Raw genomic sequence first — 18,528 nt, forward strand, 5'->3', positions numbered from 1 at the left:
CTTGCGTTAACTGTCTATTTTCCCTACAATACGCGACCTTAATTCAGCCATATTATTTTGTTCCTTGCCTTTATGCTGGTGTTGGCTGAGCCAGAAAGAGGCTACTACCGTAAGGAGCTCGTAATGCGTCATTACGAAATCGTATTTATGGTTCACCCTGATCAGAGTGAACAAGTTACTGGTATGATCCAACGTTATACCGACCTGATCAAAGGCGCTGAAGGCCAGATCCACCGTCTAGAAGACTGGGGTCGTCGTCAGTTAGCTTACCCAATCAACAAATTGCACAAAGCTCACTACGTTCTTATGAACGTTGAAGCTCCGCAAGCTGTGATTGACGAATTAGAAACTTCTTTCCGTTATAACGACGTTGTTATTCGTAACATGATCATGCGCACTAAAGGCGCGGTATCTGAAGCCTCTCCAATGGCTAAAGAAGACCGTCGCGATGAGCGCCGCGAAGCTAAAAAAGAAGTGACTACTCAGGCTGCTCCAGCTCCTGAAGCGAAAGCTGAAGAAGTAAAAACTGAAGAAGCTGCAAGCGAATAGTACTTAAGTGACTGACAACTGTCTTGAGTTGATAGGTGAGGTGATTAAACCCCCGAAGCTTTCAACGAGCCCCGCCGGGATACATCATTGCCAGTTTGTGATTGACCATAGGTCGATGCAAACCGAGGATGGCTTAACCCGAAACGCATTTGTAAGAATGCAGGTGGTGGTGACAGGGGAACAGTCGCAAAGCTTAACGCGTGATTTAACTGCAGGCATTAACGTAAAAGTTCGTGGTTTTATAAACCGCCACGAAAGTCGAAATGGCAATCCCATTTTGGTGTTACATGCCCAACAGATTGAAATGATTAATTAGGAGAAATTCAAATGTCTCGTTTTTTTAGACGTCGTAAGTTCTGTCGCTTTAGCGCAGAAGGCGTTAGCGAAATCGATTATAAAGATATCGCAACGTTGAAAAACTATATCACTGAAAGTGGTAAAATCGTTCCTAGCCGTATTACAGGTACTTCAGCTAAGTATCAACGTCAACTTGGTCGTGCGATCAAGCGTGCTCGTTACTTATCTCTATTACCATATACTGATCTTCACAAGTAACCTAAAGGGGCTGTTAAAATGGAAGTAATTCTTCTTGATAAAATCGCCAAATTAGGCGGCCTGGGTGATCAGGTAACTGTTAAGTCTGGTTATGCACGTAACTTCCTTCTACCTAAAGGTAAGGCTGTTATTGCATCTAAAGCTAACGTTGAACACTTCGAAGCACGTCGTGCTGAACTTGAAAAGCAACTAGGTGAAGTTTTAGCTGCTGCTGAAGCTCGCGCTGCTAAGCTTAACGAACTAGCTGAAGTAACTATCGCTTCTAAAGCTGGTGACGAAGGTAAGCTATTTGGTTCTATCGGTACTCGTGACATCGCTGATGCGATCACCGAAGCTGGTGTTGAAGTAACCAAAGCTGAAGTTCGTTTGCCTCTTGGTGCAATCCGTGAAACGGGTGAATTCGATATCGTAATTCACTTGCACGCGGACGTTGATACTTCTATCAAAGTAGTTATCATCCCAGAAGCATAAGCGATTAAGTTGTACTAACTGTACTTCTTAAATAAAAAAAGCCGGCATTGCCGGCTTTTTTATTGGATGAATTTGAGTATAACGGATCGCAGGGGTAGGCTGGGTAGTTGTTTCATTAGAGATATTTTCTTATCCCTTTCATTGCCCAGTTTTAGGGAATGCTGGTACGTGCCACTGTTCTTCTTTGATTAATCGCCGTTGTGCCAACCCTCCTAAACCTTGTAATCCTCCGGTATGAAGTAACACAATATTACTGCCCTTAGGAAAACAATCGCGTTTAAGCATATCGAAAAAGGCAATGAAAAGTTTGCCACAGTACATGGGTTCTAATGGGATATTCAATGCATTCTGGATTTCGAGCATCTGTTGTAAATCAATGTCTTTAAACTTACCATAGCCCCCACAATGGTATTGGTTAAACAGTTGCCATTGAGCACAACTCGTCGAATCGACAAGTAGCCGCTGAATCTGCTGTTCTAAATATCCGTCTTGCTTTAATACGCTAATTCCAAAAATTTTATGTTGTTGATCGGCCGCATTAATTAAGCCTGCAATCGTGCCACCGCTGCCTACCGGACATAGGAGGTAATCAAAATCCGTTTGTTTTTGCAATTCGGATATGATTTCACCGACGCCGTTGAGCGCAAGCTTATTGCTGCCACCTTCGGGGATGATTTTTGCACTTGGAAATTCTTGCTGTAGTTGTTGCAGAAACTCGGATTGCTCTCTTAATCGATAGGTGCTGCGATCGACGAATTTGAGTTTCATACCCCAGTATCGAGCCCAGCTTAAGGTGAAGTTACTGGCATATTCCGGTTCACCACGGATGATCCCTACTGTATCGAGTCCCATTGTGTAGCCAGCGAATGCCAGTGCATGGATGTGATTAGAAAAAGCACCGCCAAAACTTACGACCTGCGTAGCGCCTTCATTTTTGCAGGCCTTGAGGTTGGCGCTGAGCTTGCGCCACTTGTTGCCGGATATTATCGGATGAATTAAATCATCACGTTTAACCCAGACATTGACCTGCTTTTGCGCCAATAGAGGGTGCTTTATCGCTTGTAAAGCGGAAGGTAATGCTAAATCAATGGACAATTTTTTCGCTTCTCATCATGTCACTTACCATTATTGTACCCGAAACTTTTATTACATTGGTTAATTGACTGCGGCGAATATTTCAACAAATTGTGAATAAACGTCCAGGTAAATGGTTTTCTTCTTATTGTTATCACACGGAATACTTTTTTGGTCGAAATATTCTCCTGTCAAGCAACTATTGATTAACATTATGGTCATAAAAAAAGGCGATAAACGCAATGTAACTTTATGAAATTAAACTGCTTGTTCGTTTGTTTGAAAAAAATTGCAAAATTTTACTTATTTTTTCAAAAATAGACGATACATAGTGATTTTACTGGGTTATGATTAGGCCAATTAATTACGACTAACTGTGTTTCTCAAGAACCCCCATTCTTGGTTGTACACACCCACAACGAATCCAGGTTGCGGGTTAAATAATACCTTGTGGTATCAAGAGGAAATTACGACCATGTTTAAATATTTACGTGGCATGTTCTCTAATGATCTATCTATCGATTTGGGAACCGCTAATACACTGATTTACGTAAAAGATCAGGGCATTGTCCTTGATGAACCATCGGTTGTCGCAATCCGACAGGAACGCGCTGGTGGCCAGAAAAGCGTCGCCGCCGTTGGTACCGCTGCAAAACAGATGCTAGGTCGTACACCTGGTAATATCGAAGCGATTCGTCCTATGAAGGACGGCGTGATTGCTAACTTTTTCGTCACCGAAAAAATGTTGCAACACTTTATCAAACAAGTGCATTCCGGCAATCTTTTGCGCCCGAGCCCGAGAGTGTTGGTATGTGTACCATGCGGTTCAACCCAAGTTGAGCGTCGTGCAATCAAAGAATCGGCCTTAGGTGCTGGTGCTCGTGACGTTTACTTGATTGATGAGCCGATGGCGGCAGCGATTGGTGCCGATATGCCAGTTTCTGCAGCAACCGGTTCTATGGTTGTTGATATCGGTGGTGGTACTACCGAAGTTGGTATTATTTCTCTCAATGGTCTGGTTTATTCTTCGTCGGTTCGTATCGGTGGTGATAAATTTGACGAAGCCATTATCAATTATGTACGCCGTAATTTCGGTAGCTTAATTGGTGAAGCGACGGCGGAGCGCATTAAGCATGAAATCGGTTCTGCTTATCCTGGCGAAGAACTGGTAGAGATTGAAGTACGCGGCCGTAATCTGGCAGAAGGTGTACCACGCAGCTTTACCTTAAATAGCAATGAAATTCTTGAAGCTTTGCAAGAGCCTCTTACTGGTATTGTGAGTGCTATTATGGTCGCATTGGAGCAATCTCCTCCGGAACTAGCGTCAGATATTTCTGAGCGCGGTATGGTGTTGACCGGTGGTGGCGCCTTGTTAAAAGATTTGGACCGTTTATTGGCGGAAGAAACCGGTATTCCGGTAATCGTCGCCGAAGACCCATTGACCTGTGTCGCCCGAGGCGGTGGTAAAGCCTTAGAAATGATCGATATGCATGGTGGTGATATATTCTCTGATGAATAATCACATTTCTCATTAAGCAAGAGAAATAGATAACCATGAATCCAATTTTTGTTGAAGGGTTTTCCAGCCATCGACGTATGTTTTTAGCTCTGGTCTTATCCGGAGCTTTTATGTATTGCGACCACAAGCTGGAAAGTTTTGAAGTTGCCAGGGGCTTTATGCAGTCACTGGTGAGCCCTTTGCAATATCTCGCCAACGCCCCGAAACAATTTCTCGATTCCACCGCGGAAAATTTAGTCAGTCGCAAGCAATTGATGACGGAAAATCAGCGCTATCAGGTGAGCGAACTTAAACTTAAAGAAAAATTATTGCAGATGGACATTCTCAAACAGGAAAATGATCGTCTTCGCAATTTATTAGCCTCTCCTGTTCGCCAGGACTATAAGAAAATGGTTGCTGAGATTCAGGCCGTAGATTCCGATCCTTATTCCCATCAAGTGGTGATTAACAGAGGTTTGGACGATGGTCTGTATGAAGGGCAACCTGTGGTTGATGATCATGGTGTTGCCGGGCAAATTCTCCACGTCGGCGTGAATAACTCCCGGGTTCTGTTACTGACCGATATTTCCCATGCTATCCCCTTAAGAATCCACCGCAATGGCATACGTTTGATTGGAAAAGGCACGGGCAGCGTTAATCACATGGAGGTCATCCATGTGCCACTGTCGACCGATATTCAAGAGGGCGACTTGCTGGTTACCTCAGGGTTAGGTGGTAAGTTCCCGGAAGGTTATCCGGTGGCGACAGTGACTCAGGTCAGTGCCAACAGTTTTCGCGAATTTGCACAAGTGACGATTAAACCTCTGGTTAAAATCGATCGCTTGCGATACTTACTTTTGTTATGGCCAGATAAGCCAAGCTTAGAACCGTCATCCAGTGCGCCTGAAGATCAGGATACAAAACCGCAAGAAGGTCAGGGATGAAGGCTAAGAACAATACCAAGGTGATTTATATCACCATCTTTATTTCACTTATCTTTTCGATTATTCCTTTGCCGATTGCATTGGATGCCTATCGTCCTAACTGGGCGTTACTGGTACTTTGCTATTGGGCCATGGCGCTACCCAATCGAGTCAGTGTATTAACCGGCTGGTTTGTCGGTTTATTGCTTGATGTTTTACTGGGGTCCGTATTGGGGATCAATGCGTTTGCACTGGCCATGGTGGTTTATGTGATGGCAAATAACTATTTGGCCATTAGAAACTTTTCTCTTTGGCAACAATCGCTTATCATCGGGTTATTAACAGCGCTTTATCATCTGTTGATATTTTGGGTGCAACGATTTGTATTTGGCGTCGACTTTTCAATGACCTATCTGATCCCGGTTATCACCAGTGCCATACTTTGGTGGGTTATATTTCTTCTGTTACGGAAAATAAGGCGACAATTTAAGGTTCGGTAGAGACGGTTTATTGTTAACGGGGTAAGTTGAATCCAATGATGTGCTTGCTCTAATGGGTATACTTCCGTTGAATAAAATACGAGCTGTAAAGGTCAAAAGGTCCTGATATGCTTTATCTCGCATCAAAATCGCCACGACGTCAAGCGTTGTTGAGCCAGCTCGGTATGGAATTTGAGCTGGTCGAAGGTTCTGTTGTTGAAACGCCTTACGCGGATGAACTACCCGAAGACTATGTCACACGCTTAGCAAGGGATAAATCCGCAGCGGGTCAGAAAAATGTCGCAGCCGATGACATTGTAATCGGCTCTGATACGATTGTGGTGGTGGATCAGAGGATTCTTGAGAAACCCAAAGACTTCGATGATTTGCAAACCATGTTTGCTCGTACTTCCGGTCGCGTGCACCAAGTGTTGACGGCCGTTGCTGTGCGTCAAGGGCAGGCACTGGAACAGGTGTTGGTTTCGTCGGATGTGTATTTTCGCAGCGTCAGTGCTTTGGAAGTGCAGTCTTACTGGCAAACCGGAGAGCCTCAGGATAAGGCTGGTGGCTATGCAATACAAGGTATTGGTGGGAAATTCGTGACCCGCATTGATGGCAGCTATTCTGCGATAGTTGGCCTACCCTTATACGAGACTGAACAACTATTAAATCGCTTTATTAAATAAAGGACGTAACTGATCGATGAGTGGCGAGCTTCTAATCAATGTAACCCCAAGTGAAACTCGTGTTGCTCTGATAGAGAATGGCACTTTGCAGGAAGTTCATATTGAACGTAATGGCAAGCGCGGTATTGTCGGCAATATTTATCTGGGTAAGATAATCCGGGTATTGCCAGGGATGCAGGCGGCGTTTGTCGATATCAGTTTGGATAAAGCCGCATTTTTACATGCAAGCGATATTCGCACCCGCTTAATAACTGCCGAAAAAACCGATCAAGATGAAGGCGAAAAAGATATACGCACGTTAGTGCATGAAGGCCAACTGCTGATGGTACAGGTTGTTAAAGATCCTCTGGGTACCAAAGGGGCTCGATTAACCACGGATATTACCATCGCCTCCCGATATTTAGTGATGATGCCTAACGCTAACCATGCCGGCGTCTCACAGCGAATTGAAGATGATAAAGAGCGAGCTCGATTAAAATCCATTGTCACTCCATATTGTGACGAGCAAAGTGGCTTTATCGTGCGCACTGCGGCTGAAGGGGCTGGAGACCAGGAAGTTCGTCACGATGCCGAGTTTCTGCGCAGGGTCTGGCAGAAAGTGTCAGAACGCAAACTTCGTAAGCAAACTAAGTTGCCTTTATATCAGGATTTAGATTTAGCGGTTCGGGTAATTCGCGATTTTGTCGGTGGTGGATTGGAACGTATCCGTGTGGATTCCAAATTAAGTTTTGAGGAAATTAAAGAATTTACCGAAGAATTTGTCCCCGAGATGTCGCCAATTATTGAATATTATCCGGGCGAGAGACCGATTTTTGATTTATTCGATGTCGAAAATGAAATACAGCGAGCCTTACAGCGAAAAGTTGAACTTAAATCCGGCGGCTATTTGATCATCGATCAGACTGAAGCCATGACCACCATAGATATCAATACCGGCGCATTTGTCGGGCACCGCAATTTAGAACAGACAATTTTTAATACCAATATCGAAGCGACTCAGGCCATTGCCCGCCAGTTACGATTGCGAAATCTCGGTGGGATTATCATTGTTGATTTTATCGATATGACCAGCAAAGAACATCAAAAACGCGTATTGAACAGTTTGGAGTTAGCCATGTCTAAAGACAAGGTGAAGTACTCCGTGAGCGGGTTTTCTTCCTTGGGGTTAGTCGAAATGACTCGCAAGCGCACTCGGGAGAGTCTGGAACATATCTTGTGTTCTCACTGTCCGGTTTGCGATGGTCGTGGCAATATGAAGACGGTTGAAACGGTCTGTTTTGAAATCTTACGAGAAATTGTCCGGGTCAATCGAGCTTACGAGGCCGACAAATTTATTGTTTATGCGTCACCTGCGGTAAGCGAATCGTTAAACGAAGATGAATATCATCATTTAGCGGAACTGGAGGTATTTGTTGGTAAACAAATTAAAGTGCAGGCAGAAGCTATGTATAACCAGGAACAATTCGACGTGGTGATGATGTAGTGAAAGGCGTCAAGCGATGGCTAAGCATCTGGCTTAACCGCCTCTATAAAACCTTGGCGGTGTTATTGGTATTGTTCGCAGTACTGTTTTCTGCTGCCCGCTTGTTTCTCCCCTATGCCCACACGTATAAGGCCAGCCTCGAAGATTATGTGAATGAACTTTACGACGGTGAAATAAGCATTGGCGAGCTTTCTGCTGGCTGGAAAAATTTTGGTCCGGCTCTCGTTGTTAAAGAAGTGAATGTTTCACAGGATAAGGCGCTGGATATTAAGATTCAGCAAATTGATGTGTCGTTAGATATCATCAACAGCGTCAAACGAAGAGGCTTAATTGCGAAGAACTTCCACTTGGTCGGTGCGACGATACAGGTAAACCCGCAATTATTAATTTCCCAGCAGGATCAGCAATCGAATACCGATGTGCAATCGATTCTTGATTTATTTTTACAAAAAACCAGTCGTTTTACCGTCGAAAATAGTTTGTTTATTGTCGATAAAGGGGAAACGCAGCATACCTTTGAAATTGCACAAATGGCCTGGCTCAATGAAGGCGACAAGCATCGTGGTGTCGGCAATATTCACTTACAGGGGCTGGCGGATAACTCAGCTAAGCTTTTGGTTAATCTCAAATCGGGTACCGAGCAGGGGCTTGCGGGGCAGATGTACCTACAGGCCAATAACCTGAATATCACGCCATTCCTGGATACATTTTTGGGCGAGCGTGCTAATGAGTTAGATTCAAACATTAATTTCCGTTCCTGGTTTGATATTGCCCATGGGCAAGTCAAGAATATGCGCTTACGTCTGGGCGAAAATACCCTGGTATGGGACCAGGGCGAGCAACCAATGCACCTGAGCTTTGAGCAGGGGCGGGTTGATTGGCAACGTATTGGACAAGGAAATAGCTATCGACTGCAAACCTCGCCATTACACGTAAAATTCAATCAGCAGGCTTTGACGCCGTTGCAATTATCCATTGTGCAGCAACAAGGTGTTCAGCATACCTATCTTTCACGCTTATCCTTGTCTGAATGGGGACAGGTACTGCCCATTACTGAAGGCTTATTTGCGCAATATGAGTTGCTCGAACAACTGCAGTTGCAGGGCGAAATCGAAAAACTGCATTATCAGGTAAGGCCCCGATATACCTTAGCATCCATGAAAATGCAGGACTTTAGCTGGAACAATGTTGGTGCCATACCGGGGATTGAAAATTTTCACGGCACAGTGCAAATGGTGGATAACAAGATATTTGCCAGCGTAACCAGTAGTGACAGTGAACTGGATTTTGGCGAACATTTTGCGCGCCCTATGCCGGTTACGGAACTCAATGCCGATATTCGTTTCGACTATTCGGATGATCATTGGCGCTTGCAGGCGCAACAAATCAATCTCGATTCCGACGAGCTTAATCTCGAAGGTAAAATGACGCTTAAGGGCGCCACAGATACTCCGACATCGATGGCCTTAGGTGTGATCGTAAATAACGGTGATATCAGCCGGGCCAAGTATTATCTGCCATTGAAAAAGATGTCGCCAAACCTGGTTAGTTATTTGAATCGTTCGATTTTTTACGGCAATCTGACTCGGGCTTCGGTGTTATTTAACGGCGCATTGCAAGATTTTCCATTTACCGACAATTCCGGGATATTTGTTGTTGATGCCGATATTGAACAAAGCAAATATCAGTTTCAGCAAGATTGGCCGGCGATAGAAAAGCTAAAAGCCAACCTGAATTTTACCAATAATTCGATGTTGATCACGGCTTATGACGGCGTTTTAAAAGGCATTCCAACTCGCAATGTTAAGGTCGCGATTCCAGAGCTGAAAAGTAAAGCCGGGTTGTTAACCGTACGCACACCTGTTGCGACCAATGGCGAACGATTAAAGCAACTCATGCTGGATAGCCCATTACGACAAAGTGTCGGTGAAACCCTGAATTTTATTAACCCTCAAGGGGATGTCACTGGCTGGTTCTCTCTCGATTTGCCACTAACTGAAACCAGCAAGGCTATCGCCAAAGGTGACGTTAACTTTACCAACTTAAGTGCCAGTTTAAGTGCGCCGCAAATGTCTTTTCGAAATATTCAAGGGCAGTTAAGCTTTGAAAATTCTGCAATAAAAGCCGATAACCTGCAAATGCTGTGGCGTGAATTGCCAATGAGTATTGATGTTGATGGCCGCATTGAAGACAACTTCTATCAGGTCGATTTGGGATTGGCAGGTAATTGGCAACCAGAACATTATCAAGGTGAAATCCCGGAACCTCTGCAGCCATATATTTCCGGGCCTTTAGACTGGCAAGGTGACTTAGCGCTATATATGCCTAAGGAAGGACAATTTAGCTATAAGCTAACGGTGAATTCCGATTTACAAGAGGCAAATCTCGCATTGCCTGCCCCTTATCGTAAATCCGTGGGTAAGGCGTTGGCGTTGAGCGCGACGGCCAGTGGGCGAGTCAATAATTCGAATATCGAAGTAAAGCTTGGTGAAGAGCTTAACTTTTTTGGTGAATTACTCCACCAGGAAGTGCGCTTTAAACGTTCCCATTTAATTCTCGGCCGGGAAAAGATGTTCTTGCCACTCGAAGGCTTTCATATCACAACCGATCTACAGGCAATAGAATTACAACCCTGGTATTCACTGGTCAGTGATATTTTAACCAGTATTCCAAATGGTTCTGCATCATCAGGCACTCCGAGCTTTATCCAGGCACCGGAGCGGATCCGTGGCAATATTGCCCGCTTGAAGTTCTTTAGTCAGGATCTCACCGATGTTTCCTTTAACCTTGTGGACAAAGAAGCTTGGTGGCTGTTGCAATTAAACTCTGATGAAGCCCGAAGTCGGGTAAAATTTCATCATGACTTTACCCGCCTGGGGTTAGAAATTGATGCGGATTTTATTCACCTGATGGAAAATGCGCCACAAACGGAAGCGCAGGCCGAGGAACAAATCGCGATTTTAGAAGAAGCGGTAACAGAAATCAGCTTTTTACCCTCAGATATGCCGAAAATTCAGTTTAACTGTACTAGTTGTAAATATCAGAATCTGGATCTTGGTAATGTCACTTTTTCACTCGTTAAAGGCGGCACCAATATCGCTAATTTAGAATCATTTTCCGCCGTTCGTCGAGGCTTTAGAGTGGATTTATCAGGGCAGTGGTTGGTGAATGATGAGGCGAATCTCACCGATATCCAGGGCAAATTCACCAGTAACGATATTGGCTCAGAAATGGAGCGTTTGGGTTTTGGCTCAGAAATACGAGACAGTGGATTAAACGCCACATTCAGTTTTAATTGGCAAGGGGGGCCGCAGAATTTTGAATTGGATAGTTTGCATGGCAAAGTCAGTGCCCGCCTTGATGACGGCTATTTAGCGGATGTTGATGATAAAGGCGCACGCTTATTAGCATTGTTTAGCATTCAGTCATTAGTGCGTAAGCTTGCTCTGGATTTTCGCGATGTATTTGCCAAAGGGATGTTTTATAACGATATCAAAGGTGATTTTATCCTAAATGATGGGGTGATCTTTACTGACAACCTACGTATGGATGGCGTTGCCGGGAACGTTGCGATTAAGGGGAATACCAACCTTAATGACGAGACCCTGGATTACAAAATGTCGTTTGCGCCCAAGGTTACTTCATCGATACCGATTATTCTGGCATTTGCCATTAACCCTGCCGCAGGCCTTGGCGCGATGGTTGTCGATGAAGTTTTGCAAAAATCGGAAGTAATTTCAGTTATCAACTTTGAGCTTACCGGCACCATCGATGAACCGGTTTTTAAAGAAGTTGAGCGTCGAAGTCGCAAAATGAAGGCCGATGAACGTAAACCGACCACAGAAATTGCATCTCCTGCTCCACCACCTGAAAAGTCCGTGGCTAAATCGGTTGCTGCGGATAAAGAAGAGCAAGACAAAGACGATAAAGGCAATCAATAACCATGTGGCTTTCTGCGTTACAAATGTCCTCTCAACCGGATGTCGATAAAAACCTCGCTGAAATAGACCGAATTTTAACCAAGCACGCAATAAAAACGGATAAAGATGAAGCGCACTTGGTTGTCCTGCCTGAATGTTGTTTATTTTTTGGCGGGCGCGACCAACAGCAATTACAGTTAGCGGAATTACTTTGTGATATGAGTCCAGGCTCAATGCAATCCGCTCTGGCAGCGCTTGCTACAAAGCACCAATGCTATTTATTGGCCGGTTCGATTCCGACGCACAGTGTAGAACCCGGAGCGGAGTCTGGGGCTAAAGCAAAGCGCTTTTCGGCTAGCAGTCTGCTATTTTCGCCATCCGGCGAACTTATCGCTGATTACCAAAAACTGCATCTGTTTGATGTCAACGTCGATGATAATACCAAAAGTTATCAAGAGTCTTTGTATACTCAACCCGGCGGCAAAGTTACCTGTGTGGATATTGACGGGATCACCATTGGTTTGGCGATTTGTTACGATTTAAGGTTTCCAGAGCTGTTTCGGGCCATGCGCCAACAAGGAGCGCAGGTGATATGCCTGCCTAGCGCCTTTACTCAGGTAACGGGAGAAGCCCACTGGCAACCACTTTTACAAGCCAGAGCGATTGAAAACCAGGTGTATATGGTGGCTGCGGCGCAACAAGGTGTGCATGCTAATGGGCGGGAAACCTATGGCCATGCGATGGTCGTGGATCCATGGGGAGATTGCAGGGTTATTGATAGCGAAACGCAGTTAAGCGGTTTGGTATCGATTCGTTATGATCAACAGCTTATCAAGCGAGTGCGAGCCAGCATACCAGTCAATGATCATAATCGTTTTACCTTGCACTTTAACTAATCCAAAAACGTCTGCTCGCCTAGTCAGCGGATTAGATTTATGGTCATAATATTTTCCGTTGCACCGAGATTTATTTTTTAAACTATCTTGGCCGGCCGAGACTCACACGTTGAGTAATTAACTGAGCGAAAAAATGTGAGACAGTGTAATATACACCTTAACTACTTCGTCTTTGTCAAACTAACGATTTACCCATAATTATGAACCTTGTTGAACAAGAACTACTACACAGCAGTGAATTAACCCCAGATGATTTGCAGTCTACATTAGGCTTTATCTGTCAAAAACAAATTGATTATGCCGATCTCTATTTTCAGTCCTCTAATCATGAATCCTGGGTTCTGGAAGATGGTATTGTCAAAGAAGGTTCATTTAACATTGAACGAGGCGTTGGCGTAAGAGCTGTCAGTGGTGAAAAAACCGGCTTTGCTTATTCCGATGATATCAATTTATTAGCACTGAACCGGGCGGCAGATGCAGCACGAGGGATCACCCGTGAAAATCAAAGCTTTTCAGTTAATGCATTTTCCCAGCAACAGGTTCACAGCGTTTATGGTGCTCAGAATCCATTAGGAAGTTTGAATCAAGAGCAGAAAATCGCACTTTTACATGATGTGGAAGCATCGGCTAGACAAGCCGATTCTCGGGTAAAACAAGTCATTGCAAGTTTATCCGGTGTTTACGAAAAAGTTTTAGTTGCTGCCAGTGATGGTACGTATGCAACGGATATCCGTCCATTGGTTCGTCTTAATTGTTCGGTGTTGGTGGAAGAAAATGGCCAACGTGAACGCGGCAGCAGTGGCGGTGGTGGTCGATTCGGCTATGACTATTTTTTCGAAGTGTATAATCACCAACCTCGATTTCAATATTTTGCCAAAGAAGCGGTACGCCAGGCTCTTGTCAATCTACATGCAGTAGATGCACCAGCCGGCACATTACCGGTTGTACTCGGTGCGGGTTGGCCCGGCGTCTTGTTGCATGAAGCCGTTGGGCATGGTCTTGAAGGGGACTTTAACCGCAAAGGTTCTTCCGCATTTTCCGGAAAAATTGGCGAGCAAGTGGCGTCTGAACTTTGTACCGTTGTTGATGATGGCACCCTGGAAAATCGCCGAGGTTCGATGAGTATCGATGACGAAGGAACACCAGGGCAATACAATGTTCTTATCGAAAAAGGCATTTTAAAAGGCTATATGCAGGACAAACAGAACGCCAGGCTAATGGGAGTAAACCCAACCGGTAATGGCCGTCGTGAGTCCTATGCGCATTTGCCGATGCCGCGCATGACCAATACTTATATGCTAAATGGTCCACACAGCAAAGATGATATCATCGCATCCGTTGAAAAAGGCATTTATGCACCGAATTTTGCCGGCGGTCAGGTGGATATCACCAGTGGCAAATTTGTGTTTACTACCGCAGAAGCCTACCTTATCGAAAATGGTAAAATTACCACGGCCGTCAAGGGAGCAACCTTGATAGGCTCTGGACCTGAGGCAATGAAAAAAATCAGTATGGTCGCCGATGATCTGGCCTTAGATCATGGGGTCGGTGTTTGTGGTAAAGATGGTCAAAGCGTGCCTGTAGGCGTTGGCCAGCCAACAGTCAAAGTAGACGAGCTGACGATAGGCGGCACCAATTAACCACTATTATTTGGCGACGGATAATATAGATACAAAGAATCTGACAACTGCGCTTTATTCCTATCTTGAGGATTTATCACGTTTTTCAGGATTTGAGTAAGCGTTGTCATTGCAGAAAAAACAGGTTATTGTCATTTAAGTTATTGAAAATTGAGCACAGGATGTATGCTCAAGGTGTGTCTGACAGGGATGGAGGCAATGAAAAAATTACTGCTTGGTTTGATAGCCGTCGTGATTGGCGTACTGGTGAAGCAAGGTGTGATTTTCAATGCTTCAGAGCCTGATTTTCAACGCTCGGCTGAGTCGGTATTGAGCGAAGCAATGATGCAGGTGGATCAGTTGTGTCTTGACCGTGCAAAAGGACATTCAGACAGCTTTGATTACCATAACTGTCTTGATACTGCCCACGCCTATGAAGATCTTTGTAAGCAACGCATTTTATCTCAAATCCCTTCGAATCTAACGTCACTTGCCCTGGTAAATCAAAACAAAAGACGAATGCAAAAATGCATTGTGCCATCCAGCTAACATTGCCATTCACTTTATAGTGGAATATTTTCCGACAGATATTTATAAAGCTCTTTAAAACTTTTGCCCGTTTTGCCAGATTTCATTTCTTTGGCAGCTTGGCGTGTTAACTGACGTAATCGTTGGCGCTCAAAGCCTTCATGCTCAGCAAGCAGACTTTCAACAGCATCATTACCGCCATGAATCAACGCTTCACGCATTTGTTCCAGTTTGGCGACTCGAATATGTTCCTGAGCATGCTTATTGGTAATTTTATCGTAAGCGAGCCTGACCGCTTCTTCGTTATCACCGTGCAATTGCTTCGAGATAAATTGAATGTTGCGATGAAATGCGTCGTGTTTATTACGAATTTTATCGGCTAACGCTAAGGCTTGCATAATTTCTTCGTTCAGAGGCAACATGCCACGTTGCTTTACGCTTAACTTCGAGAGTTTAATGGAAAATTCCTGCAGCTCTTTCATATCCCGTTTTAATTCGGATTTGCTGACGTAGATGATTTCTTCATCTTGCTGCGCGTCATTATCGTGCTCTTTACTCATGAATTTCTAGTTCCCGGCGAATTATGCCGAAATTATACATCATTCCCACCACTTTATTCATCATCCTGTTGATCTCTATGGTAAGCTTGCAGGCAAGTATTAACATAATCTTTTGGAATTCAACCATGTCAGACCCGCAAATCCTGACCGAACAGATGCAACAGGTAAAACAACGACTCGCAGAGGTATTGGCAAAAGCCAAACAGCTAGGCGCCGATGCGGCTGAGGCATCGATGAGTAAGCAACAAGGCTTGAGTGTTGCGACTCGGTTTGGTGAAGTCGAAACGGTTGAATTTACCAATGATGGAGCTCTTGGTATCACTGTCTATCAAGAGGGCAGAAAAGGTTCAGCGTCGACTGCGGATCTCTCAGATGGCGCTCTGGAACAAGCGGTTAAAGCGGCGATTGAAATTGCAAAATATACATCAGTAGATCCTTGCTCAGGTTTGGCTGATGCCGAACTGCTGGCGTATCAACCAAAAGACTTAGATTTGTATCATCCCCATACTTTTACTTCTGAGCAGGCGATTGATATTGCCAAAGCAACTGAATTGTTCGCATTAGAGTCGGATGAACGATTAACGAATTCCGATGGCGCTAATTTTGCCAGCTACGAAGGATTTAAAGTTTATGGTAACAGCCATGGCCAACTTGTTGGCTATCCGAGCAGTCGTCATTCGTTAAGCTGTATGATGATCGCCAGTGCCGGCGATGAAATGCAACGAGATTATGCCTATAGCGTCAGCCGCGATTATCAAGATTTATGGACGCCTGAACAGGTAGGTTCAATAGCAGCCAAAGAGACCATTAGTCGATTAGGCACTCGAAAAATTGCCACACAAAAAGTGCCGGTACTGTTTCGAGCCGATATTGCTAATGGCATATTTGGCCATTTAATTGCCGCAATCAGCGGTGGTAATTTATACCGCAAGTCATCGTTTTTACTCGATGCTCTGGGAGATAAAATATTTCCTGAGCACTTAAATATCGTCGAGCGTCCACACATATTAAAAGGACTGGCCAGTAGCAGTTTTGACTCGGAAGGGGTAAAAACCTCGGATATGGACATTATTGACAGCGGAGTTTTACAAAACTTCCTGTTAACCAGTTATTCAGCGAGAAAAATGCAGGCCCAAACGAATGGTCATGCCGGTGGTATCCATAATTGGCAAGTTTCCGCCAACGGTGGTGACTTCGATGCCATGTTAAAGCAATTAGGCACGGGCTTATTGGTGACTGAATTGATGGGACAAGGGGTAAACATTGTTAACGGTGATTACTCCCGTGGCGCGGCTGGATTCTGGGTCGAAAATGGTGAAATTGCATTCCCCGTTGCGGAAGTGACCATTGCTGGCAATCTCAAAGATATGTTCAAGAGCTTGGCGCTCACCGGTAGTGATTATGACGAGCGAGGCAGTATTCGTACCGGTTCGGTACTCATCGAACAGATGCAGGTCTCAGGGCAATAACTGCATCGTTAACTTACTTCAGAGATAAGAATTAACAATCCAGTTACCAATAACAACGCAAGACCACCAAAGGTGAGTCTTGCTGGGTACTGGGCATCACGCCAATGCAGCGCGCAATACAGAATTGCGGGTAAAAACAGGAAGTTCAACCAGCCAAACACGTATTGTTTTTTGCCAAGTGCATGGATTGCACTAAACAATGAGCCGACGATAACCAACATCAGACCCACTGCACCTAAACATAAAATGGTGACAGACAACCATAAATCCATAAAATAAACCTCTTAATTCAATTACTACAGACATGCACTCAAACGACCGCCGAGGCATTATTGCCGAACCTTAGTTGTTCGCAACCCTGGTGTTTTGAAAGCGTGATTTGATTGTAAAATCAATCGTGTATGAATGATTTAGTTTGCGTTTGAGTACCTTCTAGCTCAGCAATAATGTTGCGGTGCCAAGGAAAGCAAAAATACCCACGACATCGGTAACGGTGGTGAGAATAACACTACCCGCCAGAGCTGGATCGATTTTCATGCGCTTTAATAATAGCGGCACCGTCACACCGGCAACGCCCGCGGCTGTCAGGTTCATCAACATCGCAAAGGCAATAATCCCGCCGAGTAATAAATCCTGTTTCCAGATAGCGACGATTCCAGCAACTAATATGGCCCAGATCAGTCCGTTTAAAAAGCCGATTGCCAGCTCTTTTGTAAAGATGCTGCGGGCGTTACTGTCGCCGATATGTCCTAACGCCATACCGCGAATGACCAGGGTCAGGGTTTGGCCTCCGGCAACACCACCCATACTGGGCACTAAGGTATTGAGTACCGCTAAAATTGCCATCTGCGACAGAATGCCTTCAAACATCGAAGATACCGCCACGGCAAGTAATGCGGTGATCATATTTACACCAAGCCATATTGAACGTTGCCGGGTACTTTTGATGACCGGTGCGAAGGTATCCGCTTCGTCATCAAGACCGGCCATACTTAGCATCGAATGCTCAGCATCTTCACGGATGATATCAATGACATCATCGATGGTGATACGACCGAGCAAATGTCCTTCTTCATCCAGTACCGGTGCCGAAAACCAGTCATAACGTTCAAATAACGTGGCAACTTCGGTATCGGTAGAGTTTACGTGGACCGGCACCGTATTGTAATCGGTGATTTCGGCAATCGTTTGTTCAGGACGTGCGGTGACTAAGTCAGCTAAAGAGACCGAGCCGATAAATTTGTCATTGCGGGACACGACGTAAAAAGAATCGGTCGCTTCCGGTAACTCACCTTTGAGGCGTAAATAACGAAGAATAACATCGATCGTCACATCCGGGCGCAGAGTGATGGTATCGGTATTCATGATACCGCCCGCGGTGTCTTCTTCGTAGGACAGTGCTTGTTCTACCCGGGCTCTGTCTTGGGTATCCATTGAGCCCAGAACTTCCTGGTAAACCGCATCGGGCAGAGTACGTAATACCTCGGCCAAATCATCGATATCCATACCTTCAGCAACGGCGGCGACCTTTTCAGGATCCATACTTTTCAGTATGCCTTTACGCACTTCCTCAGAGAGTTCTTCGAGGATTTCACCGTGTAAGTCGGGATCGACGAGTTGCCAGAGCAGGTTACGAGATTTTGATGTGGAGGATTCCAGCAGCAGGGCAATGTCATAAGCAGGCATAGTCTGGAACATTTTTCGGACGTAAACAAACATACCGCTTTGTAAAGCGGTATTGATTTCTAAAAAACGTTGTTGACTAAAATCTTGCTCTGAAGTTTCCGGCATGAATCACCCTGAGCCGCAGTTAAAGCA

The 18,528-nt window shown here is 44.8% G+C and carries 18 protein-coding genes; 14 read left to right on the forward strand and 4 right to left on the reverse strand.

Annotated elements, in window-relative coordinates:
• Positions 1-123: 123 nt before the first annotated feature.
• From rpsF to rplI, 4 genes are read left to right on the forward strand one after another with little or no spacing between them, the layout of a single operon-like run.
• On the forward strand, positions 124-549 hold the full coding sequence (gene rpsF, locus FE810_RS03875; protein ID WP_138318728.1) for a 30S ribosomal protein S6: 426 nt from the start codon (positions 124-126) through the stop codon (positions 547-549).
• 7 nt (positions 550-556) lie between these two features.
• A complete protein-coding gene (gene priB / locus FE810_RS03880; RefSeq protein ID WP_138318729.1) occupies positions 557-865 on the forward strand; it encodes a primosomal replication protein N in 309 nt (102 codons plus the stop codon).
• A gap of 11 nt (positions 866-876) precedes the next feature.
• Complete coding sequence (gene rpsR / locus FE810_RS03885; RefSeq protein ID WP_136734056.1) at positions 877-1,104, forward strand: 30S ribosomal protein S18; 228 nt, start codon at positions 877-879, stop codon at positions 1,102-1,104.
• Positions 1,105-1,122: 18 nt separating this feature from the next.
• Positions 1,123-1,575, forward strand: coding sequence for a 50S ribosomal protein L9 (gene rplI / locus FE810_RS03890; RefSeq protein ID WP_138318730.1), 453 nt, complete (start codon positions 1,123-1,125; stop codon positions 1,573-1,575).
• Between the two features lie 138 nt (positions 1,576-1,713).
• Here rplI and FE810_RS03895 read toward each other — a convergent pair whose 3' ends face one another.
• The gene (locus FE810_RS03895; protein ID WP_246036896.1) at positions 1,714-2,670 is read right to left on the reverse strand and encodes a 1-aminocyclopropane-1-carboxylate deaminase/D-cysteine desulfhydrase; all 957 of its coding nucleotides are present in this window, start codon (positions 2,668-2,670) and stop codon (positions 1,714-1,716) included.
• A 454-nt stretch (positions 2,671-3,124) separates the two neighbouring features.
• Between FE810_RS03895 and FE810_RS03900 the strand changes: the two genes are divergently transcribed.
• From FE810_RS03900 to FE810_RS03940, 9 genes are all read left to right on the forward strand, one after another.
• Positions 3,125-4,168 carry a rod shape-determining protein gene (locus FE810_RS03900; protein WP_138318731.1) on the forward strand — a complete coding sequence of 348 codons (1,044 nt, stop codon included), beginning with the start codon at positions 3,125-3,127 and terminating at the stop codon, positions 4,166-4,168.
• Between the two features lie 35 nt (positions 4,169-4,203).
• A complete protein-coding gene (mreC, locus tag FE810_RS03905) occupies positions 4,204-5,091 on the forward strand; it encodes a rod shape-determining protein MreC (protein ID WP_138318732.1) in 888 nt (295 codons plus the stop codon).
• The gene (gene mreD / locus FE810_RS03910; RefSeq protein ID WP_138318733.1) at positions 5,088-5,570 is read left to right on the forward strand and encodes a rod shape-determining protein MreD; all 483 of its coding nucleotides are present in this window, start codon (positions 5,088-5,090) and stop codon (positions 5,568-5,570) included. Before mreC ends, mreD begins: the two co-directional genes overlap by 4 nt.
• Positions 5,571-5,677: 107 nt before the next feature.
• Positions 5,678-6,235, forward strand: a complete 558-nt coding sequence (locus FE810_RS03915; RefSeq protein ID WP_138318734.1) for a Maf family protein — start codon at positions 5,678-5,680, stop codon at positions 6,233-6,235.
• Positions 6,236-6,251: 16 nt separating this feature from the next.
• Complete coding sequence (gene rng, locus FE810_RS03920) at positions 6,252-7,718, forward strand: ribonuclease G (RefSeq protein WP_138318735.1); 1,467 nt, start codon at positions 6,252-6,254, stop codon at positions 7,716-7,718.
• Positions 7,718-11,659 (forward strand): YhdP family protein, encoded by a 3,942-nt coding sequence (locus FE810_RS03925; protein WP_171022254.1) that lies wholly within the window; start codon positions 7,718-7,720, stop codon positions 11,657-11,659. Before rng ends, FE810_RS03925 begins: the two co-directional genes overlap by 1 nt.
• Before the next feature lie 2 nt (positions 11,660-11,661).
• Positions 11,662-12,534, forward strand: coding sequence for a carbon-nitrogen hydrolase family protein (locus FE810_RS03930; RefSeq protein WP_246036897.1), 873 nt, complete (start codon positions 11,662-11,664; stop codon positions 12,532-12,534).
• 200 nt (positions 12,535-12,734) lie between these two features.
• Positions 12,735-14,174, forward strand: coding sequence for a metalloprotease TldD (tldD, locus tag FE810_RS03935; protein ID WP_138318737.1), 1,440 nt, complete (start codon positions 12,735-12,737; stop codon positions 14,172-14,174).
• A gap of 198 nt (positions 14,175-14,372) precedes the next feature.
• Positions 14,373-14,702, forward strand: coding sequence for a hypothetical protein (locus FE810_RS03940; protein ID WP_138318738.1), 330 nt, complete (start codon positions 14,373-14,375; stop codon positions 14,700-14,702).
• 14 nt (positions 14,703-14,716) lie between these two features.
• Here FE810_RS03940 and yjgA read toward each other — a convergent pair whose 3' ends face one another.
• Positions 14,717-15,241 (reverse strand): ribosome biogenesis factor YjgA, encoded by a 525-nt coding sequence (gene yjgA, locus FE810_RS03945; protein ID WP_138318739.1) that lies wholly within the window; start codon positions 15,239-15,241, stop codon positions 14,717-14,719.
• A gap of 125 nt (positions 15,242-15,366) precedes the next feature.
• On the opposite strand from yjgA, the gene pmbA reads away from it, so the two are divergent.
• Complete coding sequence (gene pmbA / locus FE810_RS03950) at positions 15,367-16,710, forward strand: metalloprotease PmbA (protein WP_138318740.1); 1,344 nt, start codon at positions 15,367-15,369, stop codon at positions 16,708-16,710.
• Between the two features lie 8 nt (positions 16,711-16,718).
• Here pmbA and FE810_RS03955 read toward each other — a convergent pair whose 3' ends face one another.
• The gene (locus FE810_RS03955) at positions 16,719-16,982 is read right to left on the reverse strand and encodes a hypothetical protein (RefSeq protein ID WP_138318741.1); all 264 of its coding nucleotides are present in this window, start codon (positions 16,980-16,982) and stop codon (positions 16,719-16,721) included.
• Between the two features lie 160 nt (positions 16,983-17,142).
• Complete coding sequence (gene mgtE, locus FE810_RS03960; RefSeq protein ID WP_138318742.1) at positions 17,143-18,501, reverse strand: magnesium transporter; 1,359 nt, start codon at positions 18,499-18,501, stop codon at positions 17,143-17,145.
• Positions 18,502-18,528: the final 27 nt, after the last annotated feature.

It is taken from the genome of Thalassotalea litorea, from assembly GCF_005843925.1.
GTDB lineage: Bacteria > Pseudomonadota > Gammaproteobacteria > Enterobacterales > Alteromonadaceae > Thalassotalea_A > Thalassotalea_A litorea_A.

Coding starts and splice junctions, on each gene's coding strand:
- rpsF (WP_138318728.1), top strand. CDS start 124: ATGCGTCATTACGAAATCGTATTTATGGTTCACCCTGATCAGAGTGAA.
- rpsR (WP_136734056.1), top strand. CDS start 877: ATGTCTCGTTTTTTTAGACGTCGTAAGTTCTGTCGCTTTAGCGCAGAA.
- rplI (WP_138318730.1), top strand. CDS start 1,123: ATGGAAGTAATTCTTCTTGATAAAATCGCCAAATTAGGCGGCCTGGGT.
- FE810_RS03900 (WP_138318731.1), top strand. CDS start 3,125: ATGTTTAAATATTTACGTGGCATGTTCTCTAATGATCTATCTATCGAT.
- mreC (WP_138318732.1), top strand. CDS start 4,204: ATGAATCCAATTTTTGTTGAAGGGTTTTCCAGCCATCGACGTATGTTT.
- mreD (WP_138318733.1), top strand. CDS start 5,088: ATGAAGGCTAAGAACAATACCAAGGTGATTTATATCACCATCTTTATT.
- FE810_RS03915 (WP_138318734.1), top strand. CDS start 5,678: ATGCTTTATCTCGCATCAAAATCGCCACGACGTCAAGCGTTGTTGAGC.
- rng (WP_138318735.1), top strand. CDS start 6,252: ATGAGTGGCGAGCTTCTAATCAATGTAACCCCAAGTGAAACTCGTGTT.
- FE810_RS03930 (WP_246036897.1), top strand. CDS start 11,662: ATGTGGCTTTCTGCGTTACAAATGTCCTCTCAACCGGATGTCGATAAA.
- tldD (WP_138318737.1), top strand. CDS start 12,735: ATGAACCTTGTTGAACAAGAACTACTACACAGCAGTGAATTAACCCCA.
- FE810_RS03940 (WP_138318738.1), top strand. CDS start 14,373: ATGAAAAAATTACTGCTTGGTTTGATAGCCGTCGTGATTGGCGTACTG.
- yjgA (WP_138318739.1), bottom strand. CDS start 15,241: ATGAGTAAAGAGCACGATAATGACGCGCAGCAAGATGAAGAAATCATC.
- pmbA (WP_138318740.1), top strand. CDS start 15,367: ATGTCAGACCCGCAAATCCTGACCGAACAGATGCAACAGGTAAAACAA.
- FE810_RS03955 (WP_138318741.1), bottom strand. CDS start 16,982: ATGGATTTATGGTTGTCTGTCACCATTTTATGTTTAGGTGCAGTGGGT.
- mgtE (WP_138318742.1), bottom strand. CDS start 18,501: ATGCCGGAAACTTCAGAGCAAGATTTTAGTCAACAACGTTTTTTAGAA.